This window comes from Streptomyces hazeniae (assembly GCF_031845485.1).
GTDB classification, from domain to species: Bacteria; Actinomycetota; Actinomycetes; order Streptomycetales; family Streptomycetaceae; genus Streptomyces; species Streptomyces hazeniae.
Map to the genome: position 1 here is coordinate 59,700 of NZ_JAVREQ010000001.1, position 23,363 is coordinate 83,062.

General features: G+C 70.3%; 26 protein-coding genes and 1 tRNA gene. All 27 read right to left on the reverse strand.

Annotation, left to right across the window (positions count from 1 at the left end):
• Positions 1-224: 224 nt before the first annotated feature.
• Positions 225-292, reverse strand: a tRNA-Pro gene (locus RM572_RS00285).
• 189 nt (positions 293-481) lie between these two features.
• The gene (locus RM572_RS00290; protein WP_311671219.1) at positions 482-1,243 is read right to left on the reverse strand and encodes a 7-carboxy-7-deazaguanine synthase QueE; all 762 of its coding nucleotides are present in this window, start codon (positions 1,241-1,243) and stop codon (positions 482-484) included.
• A 145-nt stretch (positions 1,244-1,388) separates the two neighbouring features.
• Entirely contained in the window at positions 1,389-1,835 is a 447-nt protein-coding gene (locus tag RM572_RS00295) for a hypothetical protein (RefSeq protein ID WP_311671220.1), read from the reverse strand.
• A gap of 136 nt (positions 1,836-1,971) precedes the next feature.
• On the reverse strand, positions 1,972-2,286 hold the full coding sequence (locus RM572_RS00300) for a hypothetical protein (RefSeq protein WP_311671221.1): 315 nt from the start codon (positions 2,284-2,286) through the stop codon (positions 1,972-1,974).
• A gap of 102 nt (positions 2,287-2,388) precedes the next feature.
• Positions 2,389-2,904 carry a hypothetical protein gene (locus RM572_RS00305; RefSeq protein WP_311671222.1) on the reverse strand — a complete coding sequence of 172 codons (516 nt, stop codon included), beginning with the start codon at positions 2,902-2,904 and terminating at the stop codon, positions 2,389-2,391.
• Positions 2,905-3,061: 157 nt separating this feature from the next.
• The gene (locus RM572_RS00310; RefSeq protein ID WP_311671223.1) at positions 3,062-3,283 is read right to left on the reverse strand and encodes a hypothetical protein; all 222 of its coding nucleotides are present in this window, start codon (positions 3,281-3,283) and stop codon (positions 3,062-3,064) included.
• A complete protein-coding gene (locus RM572_RS00315) occupies positions 3,280-3,555 on the reverse strand; it encodes a hypothetical protein (RefSeq protein WP_311671224.1) in 276 nt (91 codons plus the stop codon). Before RM572_RS00315 ends, RM572_RS00310 begins: the two co-directional genes overlap by 4 nt.
• Positions 3,552-4,526 (reverse strand): peptidoglycan recognition protein family protein, encoded by a 975-nt coding sequence (locus tag RM572_RS00320; RefSeq protein ID WP_311671225.1) that lies wholly within the window; start codon positions 4,524-4,526, stop codon positions 3,552-3,554. Before RM572_RS00320 ends, RM572_RS00315 begins: the two co-directional genes overlap by 4 nt.
• A gap of 22 nt (positions 4,527-4,548) precedes the next feature.
• On the reverse strand, positions 4,549-5,028 hold the full coding sequence (locus tag RM572_RS00325) for a hypothetical protein (protein ID WP_311671226.1): 480 nt from the start codon (positions 5,026-5,028) through the stop codon (positions 4,549-4,551).
• Positions 5,029-5,040: 12 nt separating this feature from the next.
• On the reverse strand, positions 5,041-5,544 hold the full coding sequence (locus tag RM572_RS00330) for a hypothetical protein (RefSeq protein ID WP_311671227.1): 504 nt from the start codon (positions 5,542-5,544) through the stop codon (positions 5,041-5,043).
• Between the two features lie 15 nt (positions 5,545-5,559).
• Positions 5,560-9,027 (reverse strand): hypothetical protein, encoded by a 3,468-nt coding sequence (locus RM572_RS00335; RefSeq protein WP_311671228.1) that lies wholly within the window; start codon positions 9,025-9,027, stop codon positions 5,560-5,562.
• Positions 9,028-9,064: 37 nt separating this feature from the next.
• Positions 9,065-11,221 carry a hypothetical protein gene (locus RM572_RS00340; RefSeq protein WP_311671229.1) on the reverse strand — a complete coding sequence of 719 codons (2,157 nt, stop codon included), beginning with the start codon at positions 11,219-11,221 and terminating at the stop codon, positions 9,065-9,067.
• A gap of 182 nt (positions 11,222-11,403) precedes the next feature.
• Entirely contained in the window at positions 11,404-11,826 is a 423-nt protein-coding gene (locus tag RM572_RS00345; protein ID WP_311671230.1) for a hypothetical protein, read from the reverse strand.
• A gap of 98 nt (positions 11,827-11,924) precedes the next feature.
• Entirely contained in the window at positions 11,925-12,332 is a 408-nt protein-coding gene (locus RM572_RS00350) for a hypothetical protein (RefSeq protein WP_311671231.1), read from the reverse strand.
• A gap of 77 nt (positions 12,333-12,409) precedes the next feature.
• Positions 12,410-12,850 carry a hypothetical protein gene (locus RM572_RS00355; RefSeq protein ID WP_311671232.1) on the reverse strand — a complete coding sequence of 147 codons (441 nt, stop codon included), beginning with the start codon at positions 12,848-12,850 and terminating at the stop codon, positions 12,410-12,412.
• A gap of 585 nt (positions 12,851-13,435) precedes the next feature.
• On the reverse strand, positions 13,436-14,191 hold the full coding sequence (locus RM572_RS00360) for a hypothetical protein (RefSeq protein ID WP_311671233.1): 756 nt from the start codon (positions 14,189-14,191) through the stop codon (positions 13,436-13,438).
• Positions 14,192-14,194: 3 nt separating this feature from the next.
• Positions 14,195-14,650: a hypothetical protein gene (locus tag RM572_RS00365; RefSeq protein ID WP_311671234.1), complete on the reverse strand. Its 456-nt coding sequence runs from the start codon at positions 14,648-14,650 to the stop codon at positions 14,195-14,197.
• Between the two features lies 1 nt (position 14,651).
• Positions 14,652-15,038 (reverse strand): hypothetical protein, encoded by a 387-nt coding sequence (locus RM572_RS00370; RefSeq protein ID WP_311671235.1) that lies wholly within the window; start codon positions 15,036-15,038, stop codon positions 14,652-14,654.
• Positions 15,039-15,041: 3 nt separating this feature from the next.
• Positions 15,042-16,106, reverse strand: coding sequence for a hypothetical protein (locus RM572_RS00375; protein WP_311671236.1), 1,065 nt, complete (start codon positions 16,104-16,106; stop codon positions 15,042-15,044).
• 258 nt (positions 16,107-16,364) lie between these two features.
• Positions 16,365-16,715, reverse strand: coding sequence for a hypothetical protein (locus RM572_RS00380; RefSeq protein ID WP_311671237.1), 351 nt, complete (start codon positions 16,713-16,715; stop codon positions 16,365-16,367).
• 100 nt (positions 16,716-16,815) lie between these two features.
• Positions 16,816-17,268: a hypothetical protein gene (locus tag RM572_RS00385; RefSeq protein ID WP_311671238.1), complete on the reverse strand. Its 453-nt coding sequence runs from the start codon at positions 17,266-17,268 to the stop codon at positions 16,816-16,818.
• Between the two features lie 20 nt (positions 17,269-17,288).
• A complete protein-coding gene (locus RM572_RS00390) occupies positions 17,289-17,705 on the reverse strand; it encodes a hypothetical protein (RefSeq protein ID WP_311671239.1) in 417 nt (138 codons plus the stop codon).
• A gap of 112 nt (positions 17,706-17,817) precedes the next feature.
• Positions 17,818-19,200 (reverse strand): phage major capsid protein, encoded by a 1,383-nt coding sequence (locus RM572_RS00395; protein ID WP_311671240.1) that lies wholly within the window; start codon positions 19,198-19,200, stop codon positions 17,818-17,820.
• Positions 19,200-20,510 (reverse strand): head maturation protease, ClpP-related, encoded by a 1,311-nt coding sequence (locus tag RM572_RS00400; protein ID WP_311671241.1) that lies wholly within the window; start codon positions 20,508-20,510, stop codon positions 19,200-19,202. Before RM572_RS00400 ends, RM572_RS00395 begins: the two co-directional genes overlap by 1 nt.
• Positions 20,510-20,794 (reverse strand): hypothetical protein, encoded by a 285-nt coding sequence (locus tag RM572_RS00405; protein WP_311671242.1) that lies wholly within the window; start codon positions 20,792-20,794, stop codon positions 20,510-20,512. Before RM572_RS00405 ends, RM572_RS00400 begins: the two co-directional genes overlap by 1 nt.
• A complete protein-coding gene (locus tag RM572_RS00410) occupies positions 20,791-23,058 on the reverse strand; it encodes a phage portal protein (protein ID WP_311671243.1) in 2,268 nt (755 codons plus the stop codon). Before RM572_RS00410 ends, RM572_RS00405 begins: the two co-directional genes overlap by 4 nt.
• Entirely contained in the window at positions 23,055-23,348 is a 294-nt protein-coding gene (locus tag RM572_RS00415; protein WP_311671244.1) for a hypothetical protein, read from the reverse strand. Before RM572_RS00415 ends, RM572_RS00410 begins: the two co-directional genes overlap by 4 nt.
• Between the last annotated feature and the right edge of the window lie 15 nt (positions 23,349-23,363).

Sequence of the window (23,363 nt, forward strand, 5' to 3'; positions counted from 1 at the left end):
GAGCTACACCAGCCGTACGGCTGGCGGCGGGATTCGAACCCGCGTCACCCCATTAACAGTGGGAAGTAGGCCCACGCTGCGCTTCGCAGCGCCCAGTGCAGTTGTCGGCCCGGCCGCGAGGCGACCGGAAACGAGGAGGACAACCGGAGACGGGAGGCTGGCGAGTACCAGACGCGCGAAGGACACAAAGCGCTCTATCCGTTGAGCTACCGACCGGACAATGCCCGACCGGACAGGACTCGAACCTGCAACCTCTCGTTCCCAAAACGAAGGAACTCCACGCTGCGCTTCGCCAACCACCCGTATCCAGTTATCCCCTCGAAAGGTGCTGCGAGTACCAAGGCGCCCGAGGAACTGTTCTTTGAGAGAGAAGGAGCCCCGGGCTTCGCTTCGCGGCGAGAGCCACTATTCAAGGCCGAGGCCAGACCCCGCAACTGATTTGGTCCCCCGCAGGAGTGACCAGTCCTCCGCGGCGAGGCGCCTACCGGTCGCGGTCGTTACCCCACAGCAGCACGTGAGTCCGGAACGACACCCCATAGCCGCGGCGAGTCGCGGCGTCCGCGAACTTCCGCGCGAGCCTGACATTCCCCTCCGCCTCGGCGCCTTCCGGCATCACCATCACCCGCCGTGCGTCCAGGGAGCAGTCCCGCACGATGCCGTCGACCTCGCCTGCGAGCTCGGCCTCCCACTCGCTGGTGAGCACGAACTTGAACCAGGCCCGGCCTGTGTCGCGCAGGGCCTCCAGCGCAGCCGGCCTGTACCGCTTCGAGAGCCGGTTGCCGCTGCTGGCGAGCTTGGGCGAGACGTTGTATTGCGTCACGCAGGCGTCGAACTCCGGCAGTGGGGCGAGGATTCCGGCTGTCTCAACGTGGACCTCGTTGCCCCACTCGGCCAGGGTGTGGAGCAGCGGGATGAGGGCGGGCTGCTGCACCATCGGCTCCCCGCCGGACACCACGATCACCGTGGGCCGGTCCTGGACGTCCCACAGTGCGAGGAGCCGGTCCAGGACCTCCCACGGCTCCATCCGTTTCAACCCGTAGCCCGGCTCGTCGCGCTCGTACTTGAACCCGTCGCGGTGCGCGGCCGCCTTGGCGTCGGTAACAGCCCACGTGTACGGGGTGTCGCACCACTCACACTCCAGCGGGCAGTGGAAGGTGCGGACGAACAGGCAGTGCCGGCCGGCCGCGCTCCCCTCGCCCTGGATGGTGGGGCCGAAGACCTGGCTGATCTTGAGCTGTCCCACGGGCGTCCTCCTCGTCGTCGCAGCGGCACAGCACCCCCTTCGGCGGGCGAGCCTGGGCGGTGTGCCCTTCTCCTGCTTCAACGAGGCCGGGCCCCGCCGGTCGAGACTCGGCGGGGCCCGGTGAGGTGGGAGGTGAGGAGCGTGGTTATTCGACGAGGCCGGCGGCGTGAGCCACTTGCTCCGCCGGGAAGGTGTGTTGCAGCGGCGAGGGCTTCCAACCGGTCAACTCCTGGATAAAGCCGCCCTTGTCGGCCCGGTCGCGGGACCAGCCGAAGTCAAGGACGGGCAGGCGCATGAAGTTCAGCCGCTCGCCGGTGTCGGCGTGCTCCGGCCATTCGTAGAAGCTGAGGAAGTTCTCCCGCAGCGGGAACCGGCTCCTGTACTGGAACGGTGCAGCTTCGAACACGCCCAGGACTTCCGGAGTGGTGATGGACCAGAGGACGCCGGCCTCGCCGTCCTGTACGGAGTCCTTGTACCAGCGGTCCCAGAGCTCAGCCGGGGTGATCTCGTCGCGCGTGAAGTCGTCGGTGATGGTGCTGCCGCTGACTTCCCAGTAGAGGGCGAGGCCGATGGTCTGCGTGTGACTGTTCATGCGGGAGCGGACAGTCCACTGTGTACCGAGAGGGTAAGTAGTAGTAGCCATGTCCGGCATCATCCACCAGGCCGGGAGGAGTCGTGCGCCGGTTTGACGAGGCGTCCCGAGACGTGGCATACGCGCGCACGGCGGTTCACGATTCGTGAATCGTGACGGGCACGGCCCCCTCGTCGGCCTCCCACGCGCGCAGTCCGCACCAGCTGCAGCCGTGGTTGCCGTCGTCGGTGCAGGTGTACGTACGGCTCCGGCAGTGGGGGCAGGAGAACACGACGTACTCCCCGCCCTCGGGGTTGTCGCCCCTCCCGCAGCGCAGGCACGTCCCGCCGCATGTGCTGGGCTCGCAGCGCTCGGGGTGGACGCACTCCGGGCCGCCGGGGGCGGTGAGGGGCTGGGAGCAGCAGTCGGACAGGACCGGCCCGGATCCGGCTGTCGTGTCGGTGGTGGTCATGAGGGGCAGGATGCCGCCTCCCGCTGACACCCGGGGCACGACGAAGGCGCCCCGCCGCACCGGCCCACAAGGGGGCGGGGCAGCGGGGCGCAGCGCGGCCGGTCAGTCGGTGGTGCGGTAGCGGGCGGGGCCGGTGCGGACGAGGTGCCCGTCCTCATGTAGCTTGCGCAACTTGTCCCGTGCGCGGGATTCGCTCGCCGGCTTGCCGGCTTCCCGGAGGGCCTGCACAGCGCGCGCAGTGTCCCAGTCGCCGGGGCCCTCCTTCACGGCACGCAGGAGGGCGCCCTCGTGGGTGAGTCCGCCGTCGGCGCGGTAGGCGCAGTGGTTCTTCTGGTGGTTGCGCATGCTCTGCTCCCCACCTCGGAAGCCGCAACGGCACTCCGCCCAGCGACCGGCGGCGATAGCCGCCTCCGTCACAGAGTTGTCCGGGCCGAATCCATGGTGGTCCAAGAGGTGAGCGACAGAGGCTTCGTAGCGAGCGGCGAGGAGCGCGCCCTCCGCAGTCTTGTCGTGGCCGCGGGCGAAGAAGGAGCCGAGGCCGACGTCTTCGCCGCAGCCGCAGAAGCACTTGCCGCTCGGGATGAGGCGGGGAGGAGTAGCCCCCGTGTCAGTAGCCATGCCAATCAAGATAGCCGTTCTTGATTGTCTGCCTAGGTCGGCCGTCAAGTTCCGGCCAACCAGGGGCCCACGAGGTCCGAGGACACGAAAAAGGGCGCCCCCGCCCCACCAGCCCCGGCAAGGGGCTGGTCAGGGGCAGGGGCGCAGGCGTACGGGGTCAGACGGGCAGCATGCGGCCGAGGACGGCGCCGGCCACGGTGGCGGCGCCGGACAGCCACCACATGCGGGATTCCAGAGCGCTGATGCGCTCCTCGTACCGGCCCCGCTCCAGCTGAGTCGTGAGCTTCACCAACAGCTCGTTGTGGCGCTGCAACTCGCGGTAGATCTGGCCGGAAGAGATCCATGCCCCGCCCTCGTCGGTCGTCTCGGGGGCGCTCACTCGCGGCTCCTGCGGGCGAGCCGGTCCACTCCTCCGTGACCGTCGGGCAGGTCGGTGCCGAGCCCGTAACGGTCGAGGAGGAGCTGCACCGACGGCAGGGCCATCACCCGCGCCACGGTGCCCGCGACCGCAGCCACGGTGCCGACGGCGGCCGCAAGCCAGGGCCAGGCAACGTCAAGGCCGGTGGACTCCACGATCACCGGCAGGGCAAGGGCACAGGCGATGACGGACTGCACCACGGTGCGGATCGTGGTCTTCGAGGACTGCCTCACAACTGGTCACTCCCCTCGGGGGCCGCGTCGACGAGGAGGGCGCCGATCTCCGCCAGCGCCGTCCGGGCGCCGGTCTCGGCCGCGGCGGTCACCTGCTCCGCCGTCAGCCCGCCGCTCTCCGCAATCGCAGCCAGGGCAGCGTCCCGTGCCGCGCCGCCGGCGGCCAGCGCCGCGAGGGCGTCGAGGATCTTGTTCTGGTTCTTCTGCAGCAGCTCCACCACGTTGCCGAACTGCCACGTGGGGTTGTCCTCGTCCGCGCCCTGCACCTCCACGATGCCGTCCTTGCGCAGCACCGCCGAACCGACGCCGGCCAGGACACGGCGGACAATCTCGTCAATGTCCTTCTGGGTCACCTGCTCCTCCTCCGCATCCGGGGCCCGGTCCAGCCGGGCCTGGATCCGCCGGCGCATGCCCTCCATGGAGAAGCCGGCCGGGTCGATCTTGGTGTAGGACCACTCCTTGTGGCCGATGACGGACTCCGCGCGCCAGCCGTAGGCCCGGCAGATCGCCGCGGTGGCGCGCTCGATCGCCTCGAGCTGAGCCGCCGGCCATGGGTCCTCGCCGTCGCCGAGGTTGATGCACTCGAAGCCGTAGAACCTGCTGTTGCCGTCCGTGTTCCGCTCGTTCGCCGCGGGGAGGTCCGGGTCCTCACGGACGACCGCGGCCATCACGTTGTCGTCGCCCCACCCGGCGTGATTGGCACGGCCGTTGCCGACGAGGTACACGGTGCCGTCCTTGGCGATCACGCCATGGCACAGCGGGCCGGGCAGCCCGGAGTAGCCCTCGTAGCACAGCCGCACCGAACCGTCGGTGCCGCTGGTGACGGTGTGGTGGACCATGACGCCGTTGATCGGCCCCCAGTCCCCTTTATGGTTGCGGTTGTGGGTGCGCCAGGCGCGGTACTCCTCGACGCGGCACCCCTCGCGGCGCAGCGCGGCCACGAGGGCGGACGCGGACAGTGGGTCAGCCATCACCGACCCCTCCTCCCTGTCGTCAGGTGTGGATGAGGGCTTTGAACTGGGCGTGCACCAGGCGGCGGGGCACGGTGTCGTCGTGGCGGACCATCAGCCCGAGCGGCACCCCCGGTTGGACGTAGATGCAGTGGATCTTGGTGAAGCACTGCATGCCGGGCGAGGGCGGGCGGTGGTCGGTGCCGGTGGAGTCTGCGGGGCCGGCAAGGGCCAGGGGGTCGCGCACGAACCGGTCGCGAAGCTGGGTGTAGCGGCCGGACTGCCACTGGAGGTTGGCCTCCAAGGTGGCCCAGCCCTCGGCGCCGGGCCAGATCAGCCCCGACCGCTCGTCCGGAGACTGCGACACCGCGCCGTCCGGCTGCTCCGGCTCGTGCATGCCGTGCCCGTCGAAGGACTCGACGGCGCCGTACGGGAAGCGGACGAGGTGGTAGCCGCCGGGCGGGATCTCCTGCCCGCCGGTGGAGTCCTCGTGGACGTACAGGGAGCAGGCGAGCACCGGCATACGAGCGCCCTTCTATGTGGCGGTGGGGTAGGCGAAGTGGAAGGAGAGGTTGTCGCCAACGGCCCACGCCCAGGGCGTCTGCGCGTCCACGAGGCCGTTCGCCGCGACGGCGGTACCGTCCGCCCGGCCGGAGGACACCTCCAGCTCGAAGGTGTCCACGGACGTGAGCCGGATGCGGATACCGCAGCGGGCGCCGTTGGAAACCGAGTCCTCCCACGCCTCGCCTCTCCCGACGTCCTCGTTGGTGCGCAGCGCGGTGACAGGCGTGGAGAATCGCCAGTTGTCCGACGTGGTACCGCCACCGAAGTCCGTGGTAGAGCCGAAGTTGATATCGATCCGGCCGATACAGAGCCGGCCGAACACCTGGTACTCGCCATCCACGTCACTGTCCCCGAATGCCGGTGTGGCGGAGCCGGTGGAGGTGGTCCAGTTCGGTGTCCAGGTCTGCGGGGCCTGCGGGGTGAGGGACTGGAGCAGCCCAACCGTGAGGCGCTGCCCCGCGCGTACGTCCACCACGAGGGGAACCACCTTTCAGAGGGCGATGATCATGGGCTGTGCCAGCCGCACGTCCGTGCCGGACGCGTGGGCCTTGGAGATGCCGTTGACGGAACGGGTGACGGTGAACTCCTGCGGCGTCACCAGCTCGTAGTCATCGAACGAGAACGTCGGCGTCGTGCTCGTGCCGTCCGTGGAGGCCACGGCGATCCCGAACGTGCCCGTATCGACGGTGTCGACGATGGTCTGGTCGACGTCCCAGGAGTCCGGCTCGTTGTTTCCGTCCGGCCACACCCGCCCCAGGACGCGGTGACCGACCACGCGCATGCGCAGCCACAGCACGGTGCCCGCGCTGTAGGAGTGGCCGGTGGATTGCCTCGTCCCCACCACTGTCACCGTCTTGCGCACCTCGATGTGCACGGCGCCGGCGGCGTCGAGGGCGAGGTTGAGCCAGTAGATTTCCGTCGAGCCGGAGGCGTCGGTGCCTCGCGCGAACAGGCCCGGCAGGAACTCCCCCGCCGCGGGCAGGGTGTCCACCGATACGGACGTGAGCTGTTCGCAGTCGCCCAGCGCGGTGTCGATCTCCGCGAAACGGAGCGTGGCCTGGTCGGCGGCGAGCTGGATCGTGCCCGCCGTCCCGGTCACGTCGAAGTCCGTGGCCGTACCGCCGGACAGGGCCCAAGCAGCTCCAGAGGCGGACGTGCCCCACGCCGCGGTCTCGGTGCGGGTGAAGCTGTCCCACACCCCCGGCTGGACCGCGGTGACGCGTACGGTCTCCCCGCCGAGCTCCACGTCGAACGGCACCTCGGTGGGGTAGAGGGTGCCGGGCCCGGCGGTGGTGACCCACACCGCGTGATCGGCGGCGGCCTCCTGCACAGTGTGCACCAGCAGCGACGTGCCCTCCGCGGTGGCGGCGGTGGCGAGTTGAGACTCGTCGGTGTCCAGACGGTTCGGCTTGTCGGTGCCGTCCGTGCCGTCTTCCAACGCCACCTGCCCGACGACCCACGGGGTGCCGGGTGAGCACACGAACTGAATCGTCCACTCGAAGGCGTTCAGCCGCTCCGTCCAGCCCTCCACGCGCAGCCGGATCAGGCCGGGTGGGAGCCAGGCCGGGGGGTTGGCGATGGTGATGGTCGAACCGACGTCGAGGGACAGCACCGAGGGGATGAGGTGCGGCGCCGTCCTCAGATTCACGGTGACGATGGGGTAGCGGGCCTCGTCCACCGTGCCGAGGTGGAGCCGCCAGTGGGCGATGTGCTCGGCCTGGGCGTCGGTGTTGAGGTTGAGGGTCACGGAGTCGTCGTAGACGCCGGCGCCGTCCGGGGGCGGCTGCACCGACAGCCGGCCCTCCTCCAGCACCGCCCGCGCGCTGGAGCCGCCGTCACGCTGGACGGTGCGGTCGTTGCGGAGCAGCCGGTCATCGTCCGTCGGCTCCAGCGGCGGCATCACCTCGCCCGTCGCGGTGTAGTCCAGCTCCAGCCCAGCCACCGGGTTGTAGAACATGTCCCGGCCGATGTAGGCGAGGCCGATGGTCTCCCGCTGCTCGATTAGCAGCCCTCCGTCCACCTCCTCGCAGTCGGTCACGTTGTCCAGCACAGAGGCGATGCGCTGCGGCCCCATGGCCTGTGAACCCGAGGCGGCGCCGGTGGCGATGAGCGGCAGGTCCTCCTCCGCGGCCAGGCGGCGGACGCGGGCGAACGCCGTCTCGTCGGCGAACCCGTCGTCGGCGTCGGCGTAGATGTCCACCGCCGGGAAGGAGAGCGAGGCGCCGAAGGTGCCGCCGACGTCGAAGGCAGAGATGTGGCCGATGCCCATGCCCTGGAGGTCGTCGGGGAAGGTGGTGTTGATGCTGGTGATGGCGCCGGGGTCGGTGTTGGCGACGGTGGTGCGGATGAACCAGAAGTTGTCGTTGCCGACGTCCCGCCAGGCGGCCGAGACGTAGGTGTCCGACCCGTTGACGCTGGTGAACAGTTGAAGGCGGTTCCAGGTGCCGACGAAGTCCTCGAGGGAATCCGGGTCAGCGAAACCCACGGACCCGAGGACCGTGTCCTCGCTGTCCAGGAGCTCCAGCGTCGTCTGGCTCGTGTCCACCCGCATGCGGACGGTGGTGATCTGCGACCCGGCGACGGTCACTTGCAGCACCGTCGATGTCGAGGCGGGGAGGGCGTCCAGCTTGTAGACCATCTCCACGTGCCAGCCGCCCGCGGTGGCGCCGGGTACGTAGCCCCTGATGCGGGCGTTGTCCCCGAGCGTCGGCAAGGGGGCGGAGGCGGGCATGGTGGAGTCCGCTCCGAACGTGAGGTCGCGGGTCTCCATCGGCAGCACGCCGTCGATCGGAGAGAACGCGCGGGTGGCTTCCTCGCCTTCCTCCATCGGCCAGTACGCCAGCGGGGCCGGAGACGCTGAGGGGATGCGTCGGCGCAGCGTGGACTTGAGGGGGGCTGCGCCTTGGGAGAGGCGGCGCAGCACGCCGGCGGCCTCCAGCTCCGTCCACACATCGAATCCGCCGGTGACCCAGCGGGTGGGGAACTCCGCGACCTCGCCGGCGAACCGGCGGTAGAAGTGGGTGATCTCCGCGCCGTTCACGACCTGCCACGGGTTGGACTGGGCGTCGTTGAACGCGGTGGTGCCGTGGGCTTGCGCGGTGAAATCCGGGGACGCCAGGAGGGTGCCGTCGATGCCGTCGTACAGCTCCATGCCGTAGTAGCGGCCCCAGCCCGGGGAGAAGGCGATGGTGTTGATATCCCCGACCTCGAGGGAGGCGTCGCCCGGCGCGTGGATGCTCGTGGTGCCTGAGCCGACCTGTGCCTCGCCCAGCTGCTCCCACGGCCCGTCCAGCGACGAGGCGGTGTAGAACGTCGCGGTGTGCCCGGAGGCGCCGTTGTCGACGTCGAGGGTGGCGCGCAGCGCGAACCGCTCCCCGGACACGTACGGCACCGGCTGGTCCGCGCCAAGTTCCGGGAAGTCATCGCCGTCCGTGGACCAGGTGAGCGTGGGCTGGCCGAGGTTGTCGAGAAGGAGCCGCCAGGACCGGTTTCCCGGCGTGCCGGTCGCGTTGTACCTGGCCACGACCTCGTTGGACTGCGCGGCGTAGGTGGAAGACAGGGTGGGGATGCGGTCCAGCGCGAGCTCGATCCGCACGTCCAGGTCGGTGGTGATGTCCAGGGAGGCAGAGGAGGCCGTACGGGCCCGCTCCCCGCCGTTGTTCTCGAACGGCACCCACAGGTAGGTCTCCGTGCCGCGGGCCCACACGCGGAGCGGGGTGTTGCGGCCGAACGTCCCGTAGTACGGGCTCCTCGGGTTACGCGGGGAGTAGGTGCCGTCAGCGTTGTTGATCTCCAGGGAGCAGCGGGCCGGCTCCAGGGAGCCGGCCTCAGAGGACCGGCCGCGGGTGATGGTGATGCCGCCGCGGTCATCGCCGTACACATCGGCCGTGACGTCAGTCCATGCCCCGGCGAGGTACATCTCCACCAGCAGGTCGAGTTTCGTCTCAGGCCACGCCACGACCAGCCCACCCCGCTCCCGTTGTTGAGTTGTGTGGTCAGCCGCCTCCGAGGACGACTTGCACGTTGCCGCCCCGCACCCGGATAGCGCGGCGTAGCAACTCCAGCAGCAGGTCATCCATCCGCGACCCGCCCGAGCGGATTTCCAGCACCGCCGTTCCGCCTCGGCCCCCGCCGTCGCGGAGCATGTCGCGCATCATCCGCTGCGAGTCGCCAGCGGTGCGGACTGTGGAGCCCGCAGGCAGGGAGACGAGTTCGGGGCCCATCTCCCCCACCCACGTAAGCCCGTTGCGGGGGCCGCCGGTCTGGGCGCGGCCGATGACCCCACCCTGAGCGCGGCCTCCGACGACGCCGCCGTGAGCCCACCCGCCACCGAGGCCGGGAAGCCCGTCGTACCGGTAGTGGGTCCTGTAGATGCGGGTGAAGATGCTGGTGATGTTCACCCGCTTATCGCGAATGGAGGCCAGTTCGCCCTTTGCCTGCCGTACTCGCCGCTGCAATTGAGAGATTGTGGCGCGGAGGTCGGCGCGCTTTGATTTCGGTACCGACTTGAGTTTCTTCTTCGCCTCGTCGATCTGCCGGTTCCACGAGGCGATGTTCATCTTCAGCTTGTTCCGCTCCAGCCGCGGTTTCACCACGGCGGAGAACTGCCGTGCCTTGTCCTCCGCGGTCTGAAGACCGGCAAGGAAAGAGCCCTTGAAGGAGTCGAAGTCGGCGTTGGCCTGTTCCAGCTTGTCCCCGATGCCCGGGATCCAGCCGAACGCGGCGGCTGCACCGGACACGATGACGTCCAGGGCGGCCAGGATGCCGGTGGCCATGAGCCGGAACATGCCGATCAACCCGGGCAGGTTGTCCAGCGCGAGGGCCACCATGTCGATGACGAACACCCCGAACTGCCGGGCGAACTCCATGATGTGGATCTTGTTGCGCTCGATCGTCTCGGAGAGCCGCTGGAAGGGGCCGCGAATGTCGTCCACTCCGGCGCCTGCCGGGATCAGGGAGTTGAGGATCGCGGAGGCCACGTCCCGGATCAGGGGGGCGAAGATGCCGAACATCTGGTTGGCGATCTGCACCACGTAGGACAGGTCTTTGATCACCGGCTGGAGCACCCGCAGGGCGCCCTCCAGCACCCCCATGACGGTGACGCCCTGGTTGCCCCACATGTTGAACAGCTTCTCGAAGACGGGGCCGAGGACGTCCGCCACCGTCGCGGACAGCGACCCGAAAGCGGGCAGCAGCTTGTTGATCATGGAGAAGAGGCCGCGGAAGAATGCCGCCGCCCCGCCGATACCGGCCTGGAGCTCCTTGAAGAACCCGGGTAGCCCTTGGGAGAGGAGGTCAGCGAAGCCCCCTCCCAGCGCGTCCAGAGTCGGCTTGGAGGCAGCCCCGAAATCCAGCAGGGATTGAGTGAAGGGCATCAGGGAGCGGGTGAAGTCCTCCACGAACCGGGTGCCCAGGCTGAGGTTCTTCTCCAGCGCCGACCGGAACCGGTCCGAGCCCAGCCACTCCCCGAACTCCTTCCCCACCTCCCCGAGGGTGCGGGCCATCTCCTTCATGCCGCCCTGGAGCGTGTCCATCGCGGGGGCGGCTGCCTTCATCGCCTCCGTCAGCTTCGGCAGGAGAATCCTCTGGATCTCCTTGCCGAACTCCTTGAACTCCTTCTTCGCGGCGGCCAGCTTCTCCGTGAAAGCCCGCTGCGCCGGGCCCATCTTGTCCAGGGCCTCCTGGAACTTCTCCGAGTCATTCCCGGCGTGCTCCAGTGCGTCACCGACGCCGTTGAAGGCCAAGCCGAGGGTGCCAGCCGCGAGGCCGACGCCGGCGAGCATCGGCACGAACGCGCCGAGCGCCGGGAGGGCGGACATGCCCGCGGCTGCTGCGGCGCCGATGGCGACGGCCAGGCCCGGCCCGGAGCTTCCCCCGGCCCGGCCGAGGGCGCCGGCCGCGCCGGAGGCGGCGCCGGCGAGGTTCTGAGCCGCCCCGCCGAGGGACACGAACCGGCCGCGCGCGTCGCGGATCCGGCCGTTGGCGTCGCGGGTCACTCCGGCGAGGTCCTGCATCTGTGTGTTGAGGCCGCCCACCTGCGTACTGGTGTTGGCGGCCTGGCCGCGGAGCTGCTGGAGGTTGCGGTTGACCGATTGGAACGCCCCGCTGGTGGAGTCCACGGCGTTGACGACGATCCGTACGTCCTCGGCCACAACCGTCACCCCCGTCTACTGCTGGTCGAAGTCGCCCCACACGTCGTCCGGCTCGTCGCCGGTAGGGGTGTCGTCTGCCTCGGGGGTGCCTGCGCGCACGATGGCAAGGAGGCGGAACATGTCCGCGTCCTCCGCGTACACCTCAGAGGGGAGTTTGTGCCACCGGTCGCACAGGGCCAGGATCAGCCGGGCGTGCCGGAGCTCGGTTGGCTCGGTGACAGCGGAGCCATCGGCAGCGACACCTCCGGGGACTGCCCGCCAGCGGGCGAGTTCTGCTCCAAAGGGGCCGGGACGCTGCCGATCGCGGCGAGCCAGGCGTTGCACATGGCCAGGACGAGGTCGAGGTCTTGGGCGATGAGGGTCTCCGGGGTGCGGGGCAGCACGGGGCCGTCTTCCTCGTCCTGGAGGTTCCATTCGATGAGGGCGCCGGCGAAGAGGTCGAGGAGTTCCCGGATGGTCTCGGGGTTCTCTTCCTTGACTTCCTGGAGGCCGAGGGCGCGGGTGTAGTCGTAGGTGGACAGTCCGCGCATGCGGACTTCCAGGCCCTCGTACTCGGGGTCTTCGAATTCCAGGCGGTAGGTCTTCGGCTTGCGTACGTATCCCATGGCGTCCTGCTCCTCGCGGGGTGTGGTGGCGGGGTGTGCGTCGGCGCCCCCGGGCCGCTCGTGGGGAGCAGCCGGGGGCGCCGGTCGTGGTGGGCGGGTCAGGCCCAGGTGGGCACGGTGCCGTCGGCGAGGACGCCGGGCACGGCGTAGGTGAACGCGCCGTCGTCCGCCCTGCTGAGTGGGTAGTCGGTGTAGAGGAGTTCGGCCGCGAGGGTCTGCCCCGACACGGTGAGCGTCGTCGTACGCGCCACCGAGGTGGAGGGCACGGTCTTGAACACGTCGTGGCCGGCGCCGGTGGCGTCGTTGAACACGCCGTTCAACGTGGCGGACATGTCCGCGAGGAGCAGCAGGCGCTCCATCGCGCTCTTGTCGAGGCCGGTCACCTCCTGCACGGCACGAGGGGTGGCGAACTCGATGCTGGTGATGTCGTTGACGATGGTCTGCGGCGAGCCGGCGGCATCGTCCACCGTGCACGCCGTCCACCCCAACCCGGATTCCTTGGCCAAGGCTGCTGCCCTCCTTCGTTTCTCAGGCGAGGCCAGCGGGCGGCGCCTGCGATATTGCGGTTACGGGTGTGTGTGGGTCAGCCGCGCTGCTGCGCCTCGCGTACGGCCTGCTGGTTCTCTCCGAAGTCCTCCACCCAGTCCGCCCCGTTCTGGTGGAGGCGGCGCTGCCCGGTGGGGTTGCCGCGCCAGTCCCCGCCCCGGACCACGAAGCGCTGCGGGCGCGTCTTGTGGTCCGCGAAACAGCGCTGCCCCGGCTCGAAGCGGAAGACGGTGAGGCCGGTCCCGGTGCGCAGCTCCCGGAATGTGCGGCCGGACTGCCGCCGGATGTATGCGGCCTGCTCGGCTCCGAGGGGGGTGGCCTCGTCCACGGTGGTCTCCCAGCCGTACCGCCACGCTGCGCAGCCCACCTGCTCGCAGGCGGCGCGGACGAGGCGGTCCGGTGCCTGCGCGATGCGGTAGGTCTTGTAGGCCTTCGTAGGGAGCGCCGGGGTGAGGCGGAACGGCTGGCGTCCGACCATCACACACCTCCGATCGCGTCTACTTGTTGGACTGCACTCGGATGACTTTTTCTACGCAGTTTTCTGCCTGAATCGGAGGCAGGGGGCAGCGAGTTGACACAGCGGGCTACCCTCGAGGTGGCGCCGCAGGCGGCACCACCTCCACCGTAGCTCGTTCTGCCAACGCACGGCCCCCTGACCTGCGGAAACGCTGTTTGAGGGCCGCCGAATCAACCTCCAATCTGGGCATTGCGCCGGAACACGCCGGCACCCAGACCCCACGGAGGTACCTCGCCATGAGCGGCACGACCAAGGACCACGCTCTGGACAGCAGTCGCCCGACCACAACCGAGCCAGCGCAGTGGCAGCCCGTTCGGTGGCAGTGGCGCAAGCCGCCCGTCCGGGAGATCACCAGCAGCCTGACGACACTTCCGGTCGTGGCTGCCCTCGCCGGATACGTCCCGGAAGGCGCGCCCACGCTCGGAGTCGCTGGCGCTCTCGCACTTCATGCCGTGGTCGACCTCAGCACGCGTTGTGTCAGGCGAGCCCGCCCCTGAAACGGCGCACTCCACTTGCGGGAGGCTGCTGGCTCCGCTGGCCAGCAGCCTAGAAGGTGACCACGGCGTCATTGCGGGCGACGGTGACTTGGAATGAGAGGGAGGTGAACCCTGCGGTCGTGGTCGTGACGACGCGCAGGTAGCGCTCCACGGTCTGGTCGTCAGCGGTGGCGATACGTTCCCACGTCGGCCCGGACGTGACCTCGGTGAACGCCCCGCCGGTCACGTCTGCGTAGGCGTCCGCGGACCCGTCATCGCTGGACTGTTGGAGTTTGATCGTGACGTCGGTGCCGGTGAACTCCGTGACGTGCAGGTAGGCCTGCAAGCCGAACGTGGTGGAGCCGGTGCCGAAGTCCACCCCCGTGCCGTTCGTCGCCCCGGTGTCGTCCCGGACGCCGGGGGTGAGCTGCCGTCCCCACTCGAGGCCGAAGCCGTTGGCCTGCGCGGCGACCGCGAACCTGAACGAGCCGTCATCGCCCCTTGTGCCGTCGTAGTTGAGTTGCTTCGCCACGCAGCACGCCGCCGGCTTCCCGAGGGTCTCGGTGTGGAGGTACGTCACGAGGACGTCCGCCCTGGGGAGAGGCGACAGCCGCTCGTGGACCCGGCCGGCCGAGGGGTTGAAGTACGCGGTGTACTCCATGCGGCCGTCGCGCTTGCCGCCGAGGCGCTGCATCGCACTCTTGGTGATGCCGGTGCACGGGATCGGGGCGTTGCCGCCGCCGATGTTCCCTACCTGCCCGATGTCTTCGCCGAGGTCGTAGCCGGCGATGAGGAGCTGGTCCCCGAGCCCGGAACTCTTGGACATGGTTCACGCTCCCTGTGTCCATGCGTCGTTGACCACCAGGGGCAGCGTGATCGTGTAGACGCGGAAGAACTTGCGGTCGATCTCCAGGTAGCCGGCACGCGCCCCGAGGGGTTCGCCGGTGGTGCCGAGGAGGTCGATATGGCGGACGGCCCCGCCGAGGTCGAAGTCGCCGGTGTAGGCGGCGAGGAGGCGGTCCAGGGCGGTGGTGAGGTCGCGGTCGGTGCTGTCCTCCCGGTCCGCGAGCATCGGCGCGTACAGGCGCACGTTGAGAACGAGGCGGACGCTGGTGGAGTTGAGCCCCGAGGAGCGCACCGGGGTGACGGAGTCGGCCCAGATGGCGCAGGTGATGCCCTTGCCGGGGGCGGTCTTCGGCTCGTGGAGGCGGACGCGCTCGAAGACGCCGAGGCGCATCGCGTGGGACTGGAGCCGGTCCAGAGCGGTCGTGATCGGCAGCCCCACGTCAGAACCTCCCCCGGTAGCGGGCGAAGATCCGTTGCGCGATCTGGCGGGCCTGGCGCTGGATGAGTGCCTGCGTGCGCCGGAACGTCGCGTAGCCGCGGAAGCGGGTGACCGGGTAGTTACGAGAGCCGGTGCCCTCCAGCCACGGGCCGTAGACCACGCCGGAGTCGTGGACGACGTGGCGGGAGCCAGCGGGGTCCACCCGGACCCTGGACTGGTAGTAGCCGGTGGGGTTGCGGAGGACTCGGCGGAGGCGGGCCTGCACCATGCGCAGCGCTTCTTTCGCGACCTCGAACTCCACCTCGTCCACGTACTCGCGGGCGGCTCGGGCGGCGCGGCCGTCGAACATCGGGCCCATGGCGCGGAGGTTCACGTCCAGACGAGGCACTGCTCACACTCCCCGGTGTCGGGCCTTGCGGCCATGGCTGATCTTCACCGTCTTGCGGAGGTCCCCGAGGCCGCGGCCGGAGGACTCCCGTTCGTTGTCGCCGGAGCCGACGGTGCGGGCGTAGCCGCTGCCGCCTTGGAGGAGGTGGTTGAGGGCTTCCGCGAGGGCGAGTTCCTTGACCGGCGCGGGCGGGTCCCAACGCCACACCTGCGCCCCGAGGGCGTGGGCGGCGGCGGTGGTGCCGAGGGCGCCGCGCTGCACGGTGAGGGTGCGCTGCGCGAAGATCCCCGCGCCTTGGGTGTGGGTGGTCAGCACGGTGCCGTCCCACCCCCGCTTGACGGTGAGGGTGTTGGCGGCGATGTCGGTGATGAGGAGGCGTTCGGAGTCCAGGAGCAGCACCTCGTCCACCGCGAATGCCCCGCCGTCCTGCACGCTCACGGACACGTCCGACGCCACATCATCGAGGCCGGCCCCGTTGGCGAGGGTCTGGCCGGTGTCGAGCTGGGCCCGGCCGGTGACCAGCAGCCGCTCCTCCTCCACGCGGAGGATGGAGCCGACGCCGACCTCTGCGGAGGTCTCGGCGTCCACGTCGACCGCGGTCTCTGCGGCGTCCAGGGCCTCGCCGGTGACGCCTAGCGCGGTCTCCTCGTCGTGGTAGCCGAACAGGCCGGTGATGGTGATGGACTGCTGGTGGGTGTCTCCGCCGCCGAACGCGGCCGAGGAGGCGAGGTCGATCTCCACGAGGTTGAACGGCGGGCCGGACGTGTTGGGTTCGAGGAAGTAGTCCCCGGCCGCGATGGTCTCCCCGCCGGAGGAGAGCGTGGTGATGGAGATGAGTTCGTTGTCGTCCAGCCACAGCCGCCACGGGCGGGCGCGCTGCCGGTTCGGCCAGTTGAACGACCGCGTGTCCTGCTGGGGGTAGAACACCCGGTGCAGCCTGCCCTCCACGGTGCGGGAGGCAGTGGAGATCGCGCGGTCGACGCGGGCGTTGGACATGGGCGTCTCGTGGTAGTCCAGCTCCCGCGCGACCTCCTCCCTCGTGACGTACGTCGGCCTGGACACCGGCACGGCACCCACCACCTTCCCGGTCGATACGTGGTGTCAGCAGAGAAGGGGAGGGCAGGGAGCAGCGCCGGGGGTCAGTCAGACGAGGTGCTGCCCGTCCGGTCTCCAGCCGTCGTAGCGGCAGAAGAGGATGCCGTCCGGCCCTTCGAGGAGGGGTTCGCCGTCGTTCGGGCAGGCGACCGGCGGCTCGGACTGCTCTTGCTCGTAGAGGTCGATGGCCTCTTGGTAGATGGCGAGGAGCTGTTCCCAGGCGATGACTGCTCACCCCCCCTCGTCGGGCGCCTCGTCGGCGGGATCACTGGCGGCCGCGGCGGGGGCCGGCTCGGCTTTCTTCGCCGGCCGGGCCTGGCTCCGAGGGGCCTTGGCGGGCGGGCTGGCGGCGGCGTTGCTGGCCCCGCCTCGGCGGGTGATCTTCGGCACTGCGCTGGTTCCTTCCTTCTCGGGCCAGGGCACGGGCACCGGCTGGTGGCAGGAGGCGCACACCAGGTGCGGCACGGCCACGAGGCCGGGGTGCGGCTGGTCCAGTCGCACACGCCGTACCGTGCCCTTCTCGGGGCAGCCCTCCGTACGGCACTCGGCGGCTACGTACGGGGGCACACGTCCACTCGTCACGTCTTGGTCCTCTCGGCGCTGCGTGCTGCGGCAGTGAGGGCACGCGGGCAGCCCCACCGCGTAGGCGGTCGAGCAGCCCGCGCACCGCTCCACGGCCATGTCAGGCCGCCGCCTCGACGGTCGCCCCGTCGTCGTACGGGACGTAGGTGAGGTACCAGGTGATCTCTCCGTCGGTGCCGGCGGACACGGACTCGATGTCGCCTGCGGGGAGGAACAGCGGCCGGGCCAGGCCTCCCGCGCCCTTCACGATCGACGCGGTGGGGTCGCCGTCGAAGCCGAGCACCGTGCCGGCGGTGGTGTCGGTGGTGCCGATGTCCGTTGCGGCGACGAGGTCGGAGGTGTCCCCGGTGGTGGGGTTCACCTGGAGCTTGTAGGAGTTGGCGACGGTGATGGAGGTGCCCACCACGCCGATCAGGGAGGTGACGGCCACCCGTCCGCCGGCCACCGTGAACAGGCTCACGGTGGTGGCGGCGAGGGTGCCCGTGGACTTGGAGATGGGGGCGTTGCCGAACAGCAGGTTTCGCAGCTGGCTGCCCTGGATGATCGCGGTCATTGCTCAGGTACCCCTCGGGCTCAGCTGGTGATGTTGGTGGCGAGGTTGGCCGGGTCGCGCTGCACCACGAGGTCGTGGAGGATCGCGATGCAGATGCCGCCGTCGACCGTGACCTCGACGCAGTTGAAGCCGTCGGAGAGTTGGGTGCCGGCGACGGTGAACACCATCGCGTCGTTGGTGGTGTCGTCTCCGAGGTCGAGGGTGTCGTCCTGCTCGGCCATGGCCGTCCACGTGCCGCCGATGCCGGGGGCCTTGTGGGGGTAGACGTCGCAGTCCAGCGCCTGCTCCGAGGCGCCGTCGACGGATTCCTTGATGGTGGCGATGGTGGAGCCGTCGTCTTCGTAGGTGACGAAGGAGACGGCGGATGCCTTGTCGAGGGGGATGTGGACGCCGCTCGCGGCGGGGATCACGTTGAAGACCCGTCCGAGGCCCTTCATGGCGGACTCCTAGGGGGTGAGAGGTGGAGGCAGGGGGGTTGGTGCCCGGCCGGGGCAGGGGCCCACGGGGTGGGCCTCGCCCGCCCCGGCCAGGCGTTGCGAGCCGGCCCGGTCAGGCGCGGTCGGCGATCTTCACGAACGGGCTGAGGGTGTTGGACCCGGTGTGCGGGGTCATGGCGGTCTGCATCCAGGCCCGGCCGTCCACGCGCTCGATGAACCGCATGGCGGTCTGGTCGTTCGCGAACCGGTAGTGCGGGCTGGTGTCGGCGGCCATGGTCTGCCGGTCACCGATGAGGTAGTAGCCGAGGTCCACGAAGTTGATGTCACCCGCGGTACCGACCGAAGAGACCTTCTCGGTGAAGTACACCGGGCGGCCGAGGATGGTCATGGGCGGGCCCTCGACGCCGTTGTTGAGCCAGATCGCGGAGCCGCCGGTGCCGACGGAGAGGGCCATGGTGGCGAGCTCCGGGAAGGTGTCGATGTGCGCGCACCACACCGCACGCCCGATCGAGCTCGGGAGCATGCGGGAGAACATCTTGACGATGTTCTCCCAGACGATGGTGTTCGCCGGCTGCTCGCCCTCGGCGGCGACTTCCACCGCGGCGTCGGCGTTGAGGAAGCCCTCCGGCTCTCCGACGCCGGTGCCGTTGATGAACGCCACGTCCTCGAACCACGCCAGTGCCTCGGGGAACACCTCATTGATGAACGTCTCCAGCGAGATGAGGCTGTCGGTGAAGAGTTCGTTGGGGACCTCGGTGTAGGCGGTGAGTTTCTTGGCTTCGAGCTTGATCCGCCCGAACTTCGCGGAGCTGTCGGTGAGCTGCCCGGACTCCTCCGTCCAGTACGCCACGACACCGCCGTAGACGTTGGACGCGTTGCTGGTGGAGTCGATCGTCGGGAACGGGACGGTCAGGGTCTCCATGGGGATGACCCGGGCCATCGGCCGCACGAGGGCGGTCTCCAGCGCCACGCGCAGCAGCTCCGAGCGCAGGTACTCGGGGATGAGGAACCCGCCGTCCGCCGGCACGGTGGAGCCGAAGGAGTTGTGGATCTCCCGGATCTGCGACTGCATCGCCATGGCGTCGGAGGAGCGGGCGCCGTGCCAGGTGGCGCGGAGGAAGTCCCGCGTCCCCCCGGGGAAGAGGGCGTCCACCTTGGCGCCGGGGGCCTTCGGGTTGTAGTGCGCCGAGGCCATGGCGGAGCGGGTGGGGTTCTGGTCCGGGGAGAGGTTGAGGCGCCGGACGCTGTCGCCGGAGTCGTCGAGGCCCTGCTCGCGGAGCCAGTTGGCGAAGCCGCGCTTCACCTCTGCCTCGACCTGGGCGCGGAGTTCGGTGCCCTCGCCCTGCTGGCGGCGGCCGTACTCGGCCACGAACTCGGTGAAGGCCTCCGGGGAGGCGATCACGGGGGCCAGGCGGCCGGGGTCGGCGACCATCTCGGCCAGTTCGTCCGGGCCGTTGGGGATCGGGATGTTCTTCGGGGCGGTCGCGGTCGTCATCAGACGGCTCCTTCCTGGGCTGGGTGGGCGAGGTGGGCGGTCAGTTCGGCCCAGCCCTGCGCCGCGCTTGCTGCTCGGGTCGGTGTGGGGGCGAGGAGGCCGGCGGTGCGCTCGGCCCATGAGGAAGGCCCCGCACTGTGTGCGGGGCCTTCGGTGTCGGGAGGTGTCGGTGTGGGCGGAGGCCCACCGGGCGGGGCGCCGGGCGGGGTGCCGAGTGCGGCGGTGAGGCTGGCGAGGAACGCCGCGGGCGTGGTGTCGGGGCCGATGTGGAGCACGACTTGCGTGCCGGGGAGCAGCGCGCCGAGCCCGCCCCGGCCCTCTTCCTGCTCGTGGCCGCGATGGGCCTCGGGTGCCGTGCCGGGGTCGGCTGCTCCGCCCTGTCCACCGGGGGCGCCGTCGTCGTTGTTCGGGGCGGGCTGCTGCTCCTCGGCCGTCGGCTCGGGGTCGGCGTGCTGCTCGGGGGGAGCAGCGGTGGTGGGCACGTGGAGGGGCGGGCTGTCGGCCACCCCCTCCTCGTCCGCCACTGCCGGCGGCTCCGCTGTCGCGGTCGGCGCGGCGGTGGTGTCGGGCGTGGGTGCGTGGTCGCGGCCGGCGTACCGGAAGACCGATAGGTCCCAGGAGCGGGCCAGCACGGTGCGCCGGTCGTCCCGGGCGCTCAGCGCCTCCCGCTCCTCGTCCGGCGCCTCGGGCTCCTCCTCGGGCTCGTCGTGGCGGGGCATGGGCTGCATGTCGTCCGCCAGGCCGGCGGCCACGGCCTCACGCGCGGAGTACCAGGTCTCCGCGCGCATCCGGTCCCGCCAGGCCTGGACGGTGCCGCCCGCGCGGTCCGCATAGGCTTCCGCGATGTTGTCGGACTGGCGGTCGAGGAGGGCGGCCATCTCCCGCATCTCCTCGGCGTTGCCGTAGGTCAGGCCGGAGGCGTCGTGGATCATGAGCTGCGACTGCGGGCGCATGATCAACCGGTCACCGGCCAGGGCGATGACGGAGGCGATGGAGGCGGCGAGGCCGTCTACGTAGACGGTGACGGTGCCGGGGTAGGCGCGGATGGCGTTGGCCAGCGCGATGCCCTCGAAGACGCTGCCGCCTGGGGAGTTGAGCCGTACGGAGAGGTTGCGGGCGGTGAGGTCGCGCAGCTCCCGCACGAAGTCATCGGCGCTGGTGCCGAACCAGCCGCCGATTTCGTCGTACAGGAGAACTTCGGCCTCGTCGGGGCCGAGGTTGTTGATGGCGTACCAGTCATGTGCCGGGCGAGGCTGGGCGCGTGTCCGGAGTGCGGAGCGCGGCTCGACCGGCGTGATCCACGGGGGCATCAGGTCCCTCCAGTCGGTGTATCGGGGGGCGTCCAGCCGAGCCGCTGGAGCAGGTCTCGAGTCGCGTCCGGGATCTCTACGCGCACGGCGCCCACGTCCGTGGAGGTCTCCCATACGACGGCGTCGAGGGTGACGGTCGGCATGGCGCCGGCCTGGAGTTTGAGGGTGAGGCCGTAGATCGCGGGCGCGATGTTCTCGCCGTTGAGCTCCACGGTCTGCTGGGCGGCGTCGCCTGTGATGCGGAGCGTGCCGGGCCGGTTGTCGCCTTCCTTGCCCACGGTCATCCCTCCTCGTCCTCGGGCCGGTTCCAGATGGCGCGGACGGTGCCGCGGCAGCGTGGGCCGCCTGCGCATTGGTCGTAGCCGCCGGTGCCGTACACCTGCCGTGCTGCTTCCAGGTCGGGGAACACGGTTCCGTCGACCTCTCGGCAGGGCGGGCACACGTTGCCGTCGTTGCGTTCGTCCGCGACGTAGCGCCAGGGGTCGGGGGCTTCGGCGAGGGTGGCGAGGCGGCCGACGTTCTGTGCGCGGTGGAGGGCGTCCGCCAACGTGTCGCGGCGGAGCACGTGCTTGAGGCCGCGGAGCCAGCCGGTCACCTCCTCCGCGACTTGGCGGCCGGAGATGCCGGGCCGGTACCGGCGTAGCGCCTCCCTCCCTGCCTGGCCGGCGAGCGCGGAGGCGAGGAGCCCGGCCGTGGCGGCGGCGATGTCCACGAGCTCCACCCCGAACACGGCCCACACGTGCACGGGCATCTGGTTGCGTAGGGCCTCGTCGATGTCGGGGGGCTCGACTTCCACGCCCTGGGCGTCGGCTTCCCGTGCCATCTGTTCCGCGGCGGTGGTGGCCATCGCCCCGAGCGCCCGGCGCAGCGTGGCCGTGCCGTCGGTGGAGAGGGCGAGTTCTGCGAGGGCTTCGGGGTCCTCGTCGTCCACCGCGGTCTGGATCTGTTGGGCGAGCTCTTGGTATTGCTCCTCTGCGACGGTCTCCCACTCGTCCATGAGGTCGGTGGTGGCTTCGGTGTGTTGGCGGTGGACGGTGTCCATCGCCTCCTCCGCCTCCTCCCCCTCCTCCTCGTTCTCGTCGCCGTCGTTGTTGCGGGCGGCGGTGAGGCCGGGCGGGGGCCACGTGGTGGAGGGGGTGGAGGCTGCTGGCCACCACCGTGCCTCCACCCCCTCGGTCTCCCCGCCCGCTCCCCCGTTACCGGTGCCGGGGGGCGAGGACGCAGGCGCCCCACCGGACTCGGCGGCAGGGGCGGGGAGGTCAAAGCCAAGGGCCGGGAGCAGCAGCTCCGCGAGATGCGCCGGGGCGCCCTTGACGAGGTCGATGAGGAGTTCGCGGTCCGGGTCGGCGTCCGGCTGGCCGAACGCCACCGCCGGCAGCCCGACGGCCTCCAACGCTTGGGGGCCGTAGGCGCCGGCGTCCACCAGGTCCTTGACCGCGCGTGCCCTGGCCTCCAGCTCCCGCGCCTCCAGCTCCCGGTCTGCCGGGACGGGGTTGTCGTAGTCGAACTCCAACCCGGCCGAGGCGGTGCCGAACAGCGGCAGGAGTTCCCGGTTGAGGGCGGACTTGATGCGCTCCAGCCGGGGGACGACGAGGTACCGGGCGAAGATCACCTCGGCGGCTTCCATGTTCGCCCTGTTCGCGTCCTCGACCGTGCCCAGCATCGGCTTGGGCATGCCGAAGGCTTCGCGGATGAACTCCCGGGAGAGCTGCCGCAGCTCGGTGAACTGCATGTCCGTGTGGGAATACTTGCGGTCCACCCACTTGCCGTGCTCCAGGATCGCCACCCGGTGCGCGTTGGCGACGCCGCGGTGCTGCTCGTTCCACCGGTCGCGGAGTTCGTTGAACTCCTCGTCCAGCAGGCCCTCCGGAACCTCGATGATCCCGCCGGGCTCCGCGCTGTTGGCGAAGAAGTTCCGGTTCCACTCCGCCGAGAACCGCACGCCGTCCAGGTCCGCCAGGAGCGTCTGGACCGGGCCCATGCCGCGGTAGGGGTCGAGGGGGTTGGGCATGCGGAGCTGGATGACGTCGCGCCGGCCGAGGGGGACTTGCTCGCCTCCGGGGCCGGTGTAGACGTAGCCGGTCAGGAACAGCTCTGGATGCCGCACGGGCTCCATGCGGTCCGGGCGGACGGGCCAGAGTTCCAGGGGCATGGTGGCGCGCCGGTTCCGCGCGAGGACCCACCAGCCCTCGCCGGTGAGGTCGATGTGCTGCTGGAAGGCCTCTACGAACTCCTGCCGTGGCATGAACGGATTCGGCCGCTGCCACAGGTCCAGGGCGGGGTGGGACAGGATCTCGCGCCGGTCCTCGGGGTCGCCGGAGGGGGCGCGGCGGTAGAGGCGCCATTCGGCCTGCGCCGTCGCGTTGCTGGTGCGGTTGACGATGGCGAAGAGGGTGCCGACCGTGCCCATGGCGCGCATCTGGGCTTCCATGCCGCCGCGGGTGGCGTACGGCATGACCGGGCCGGTGCGGGCGGCGCGGGGCACGTAGGGGACGGGGGCGTCGTTGCGGACGAGGAACCGGCCGAGGGCGGCGAGGGGCGACTTCACTTACGCTCCCCCTCCCCGCGGGACAGGTACTCCACGATCAGGCAGGACAGTCCGCCGGCGGCCAGCCCGGCGGGGGTGCCCGCGGCGGTCCAGGCGGCGCCGGTCAGGGCGCTGAATCCGCCGAGGGTGAGGAGGGTGGTGCGGCCACGCTGCAGCGCCTCACCAGCCCGCCGGGCGGCGGCGAGGGTGGTGGTCCAGGCGCGCGCCGTACGGCCGGGGTCGGGTGCAGCGTCGGGGCGGGTGGGGGTGTGCCGTCCGGTGCGCGGCTGCTGGCGGGTGCGGGCGTCCATCGCTCCCCCTCGTCT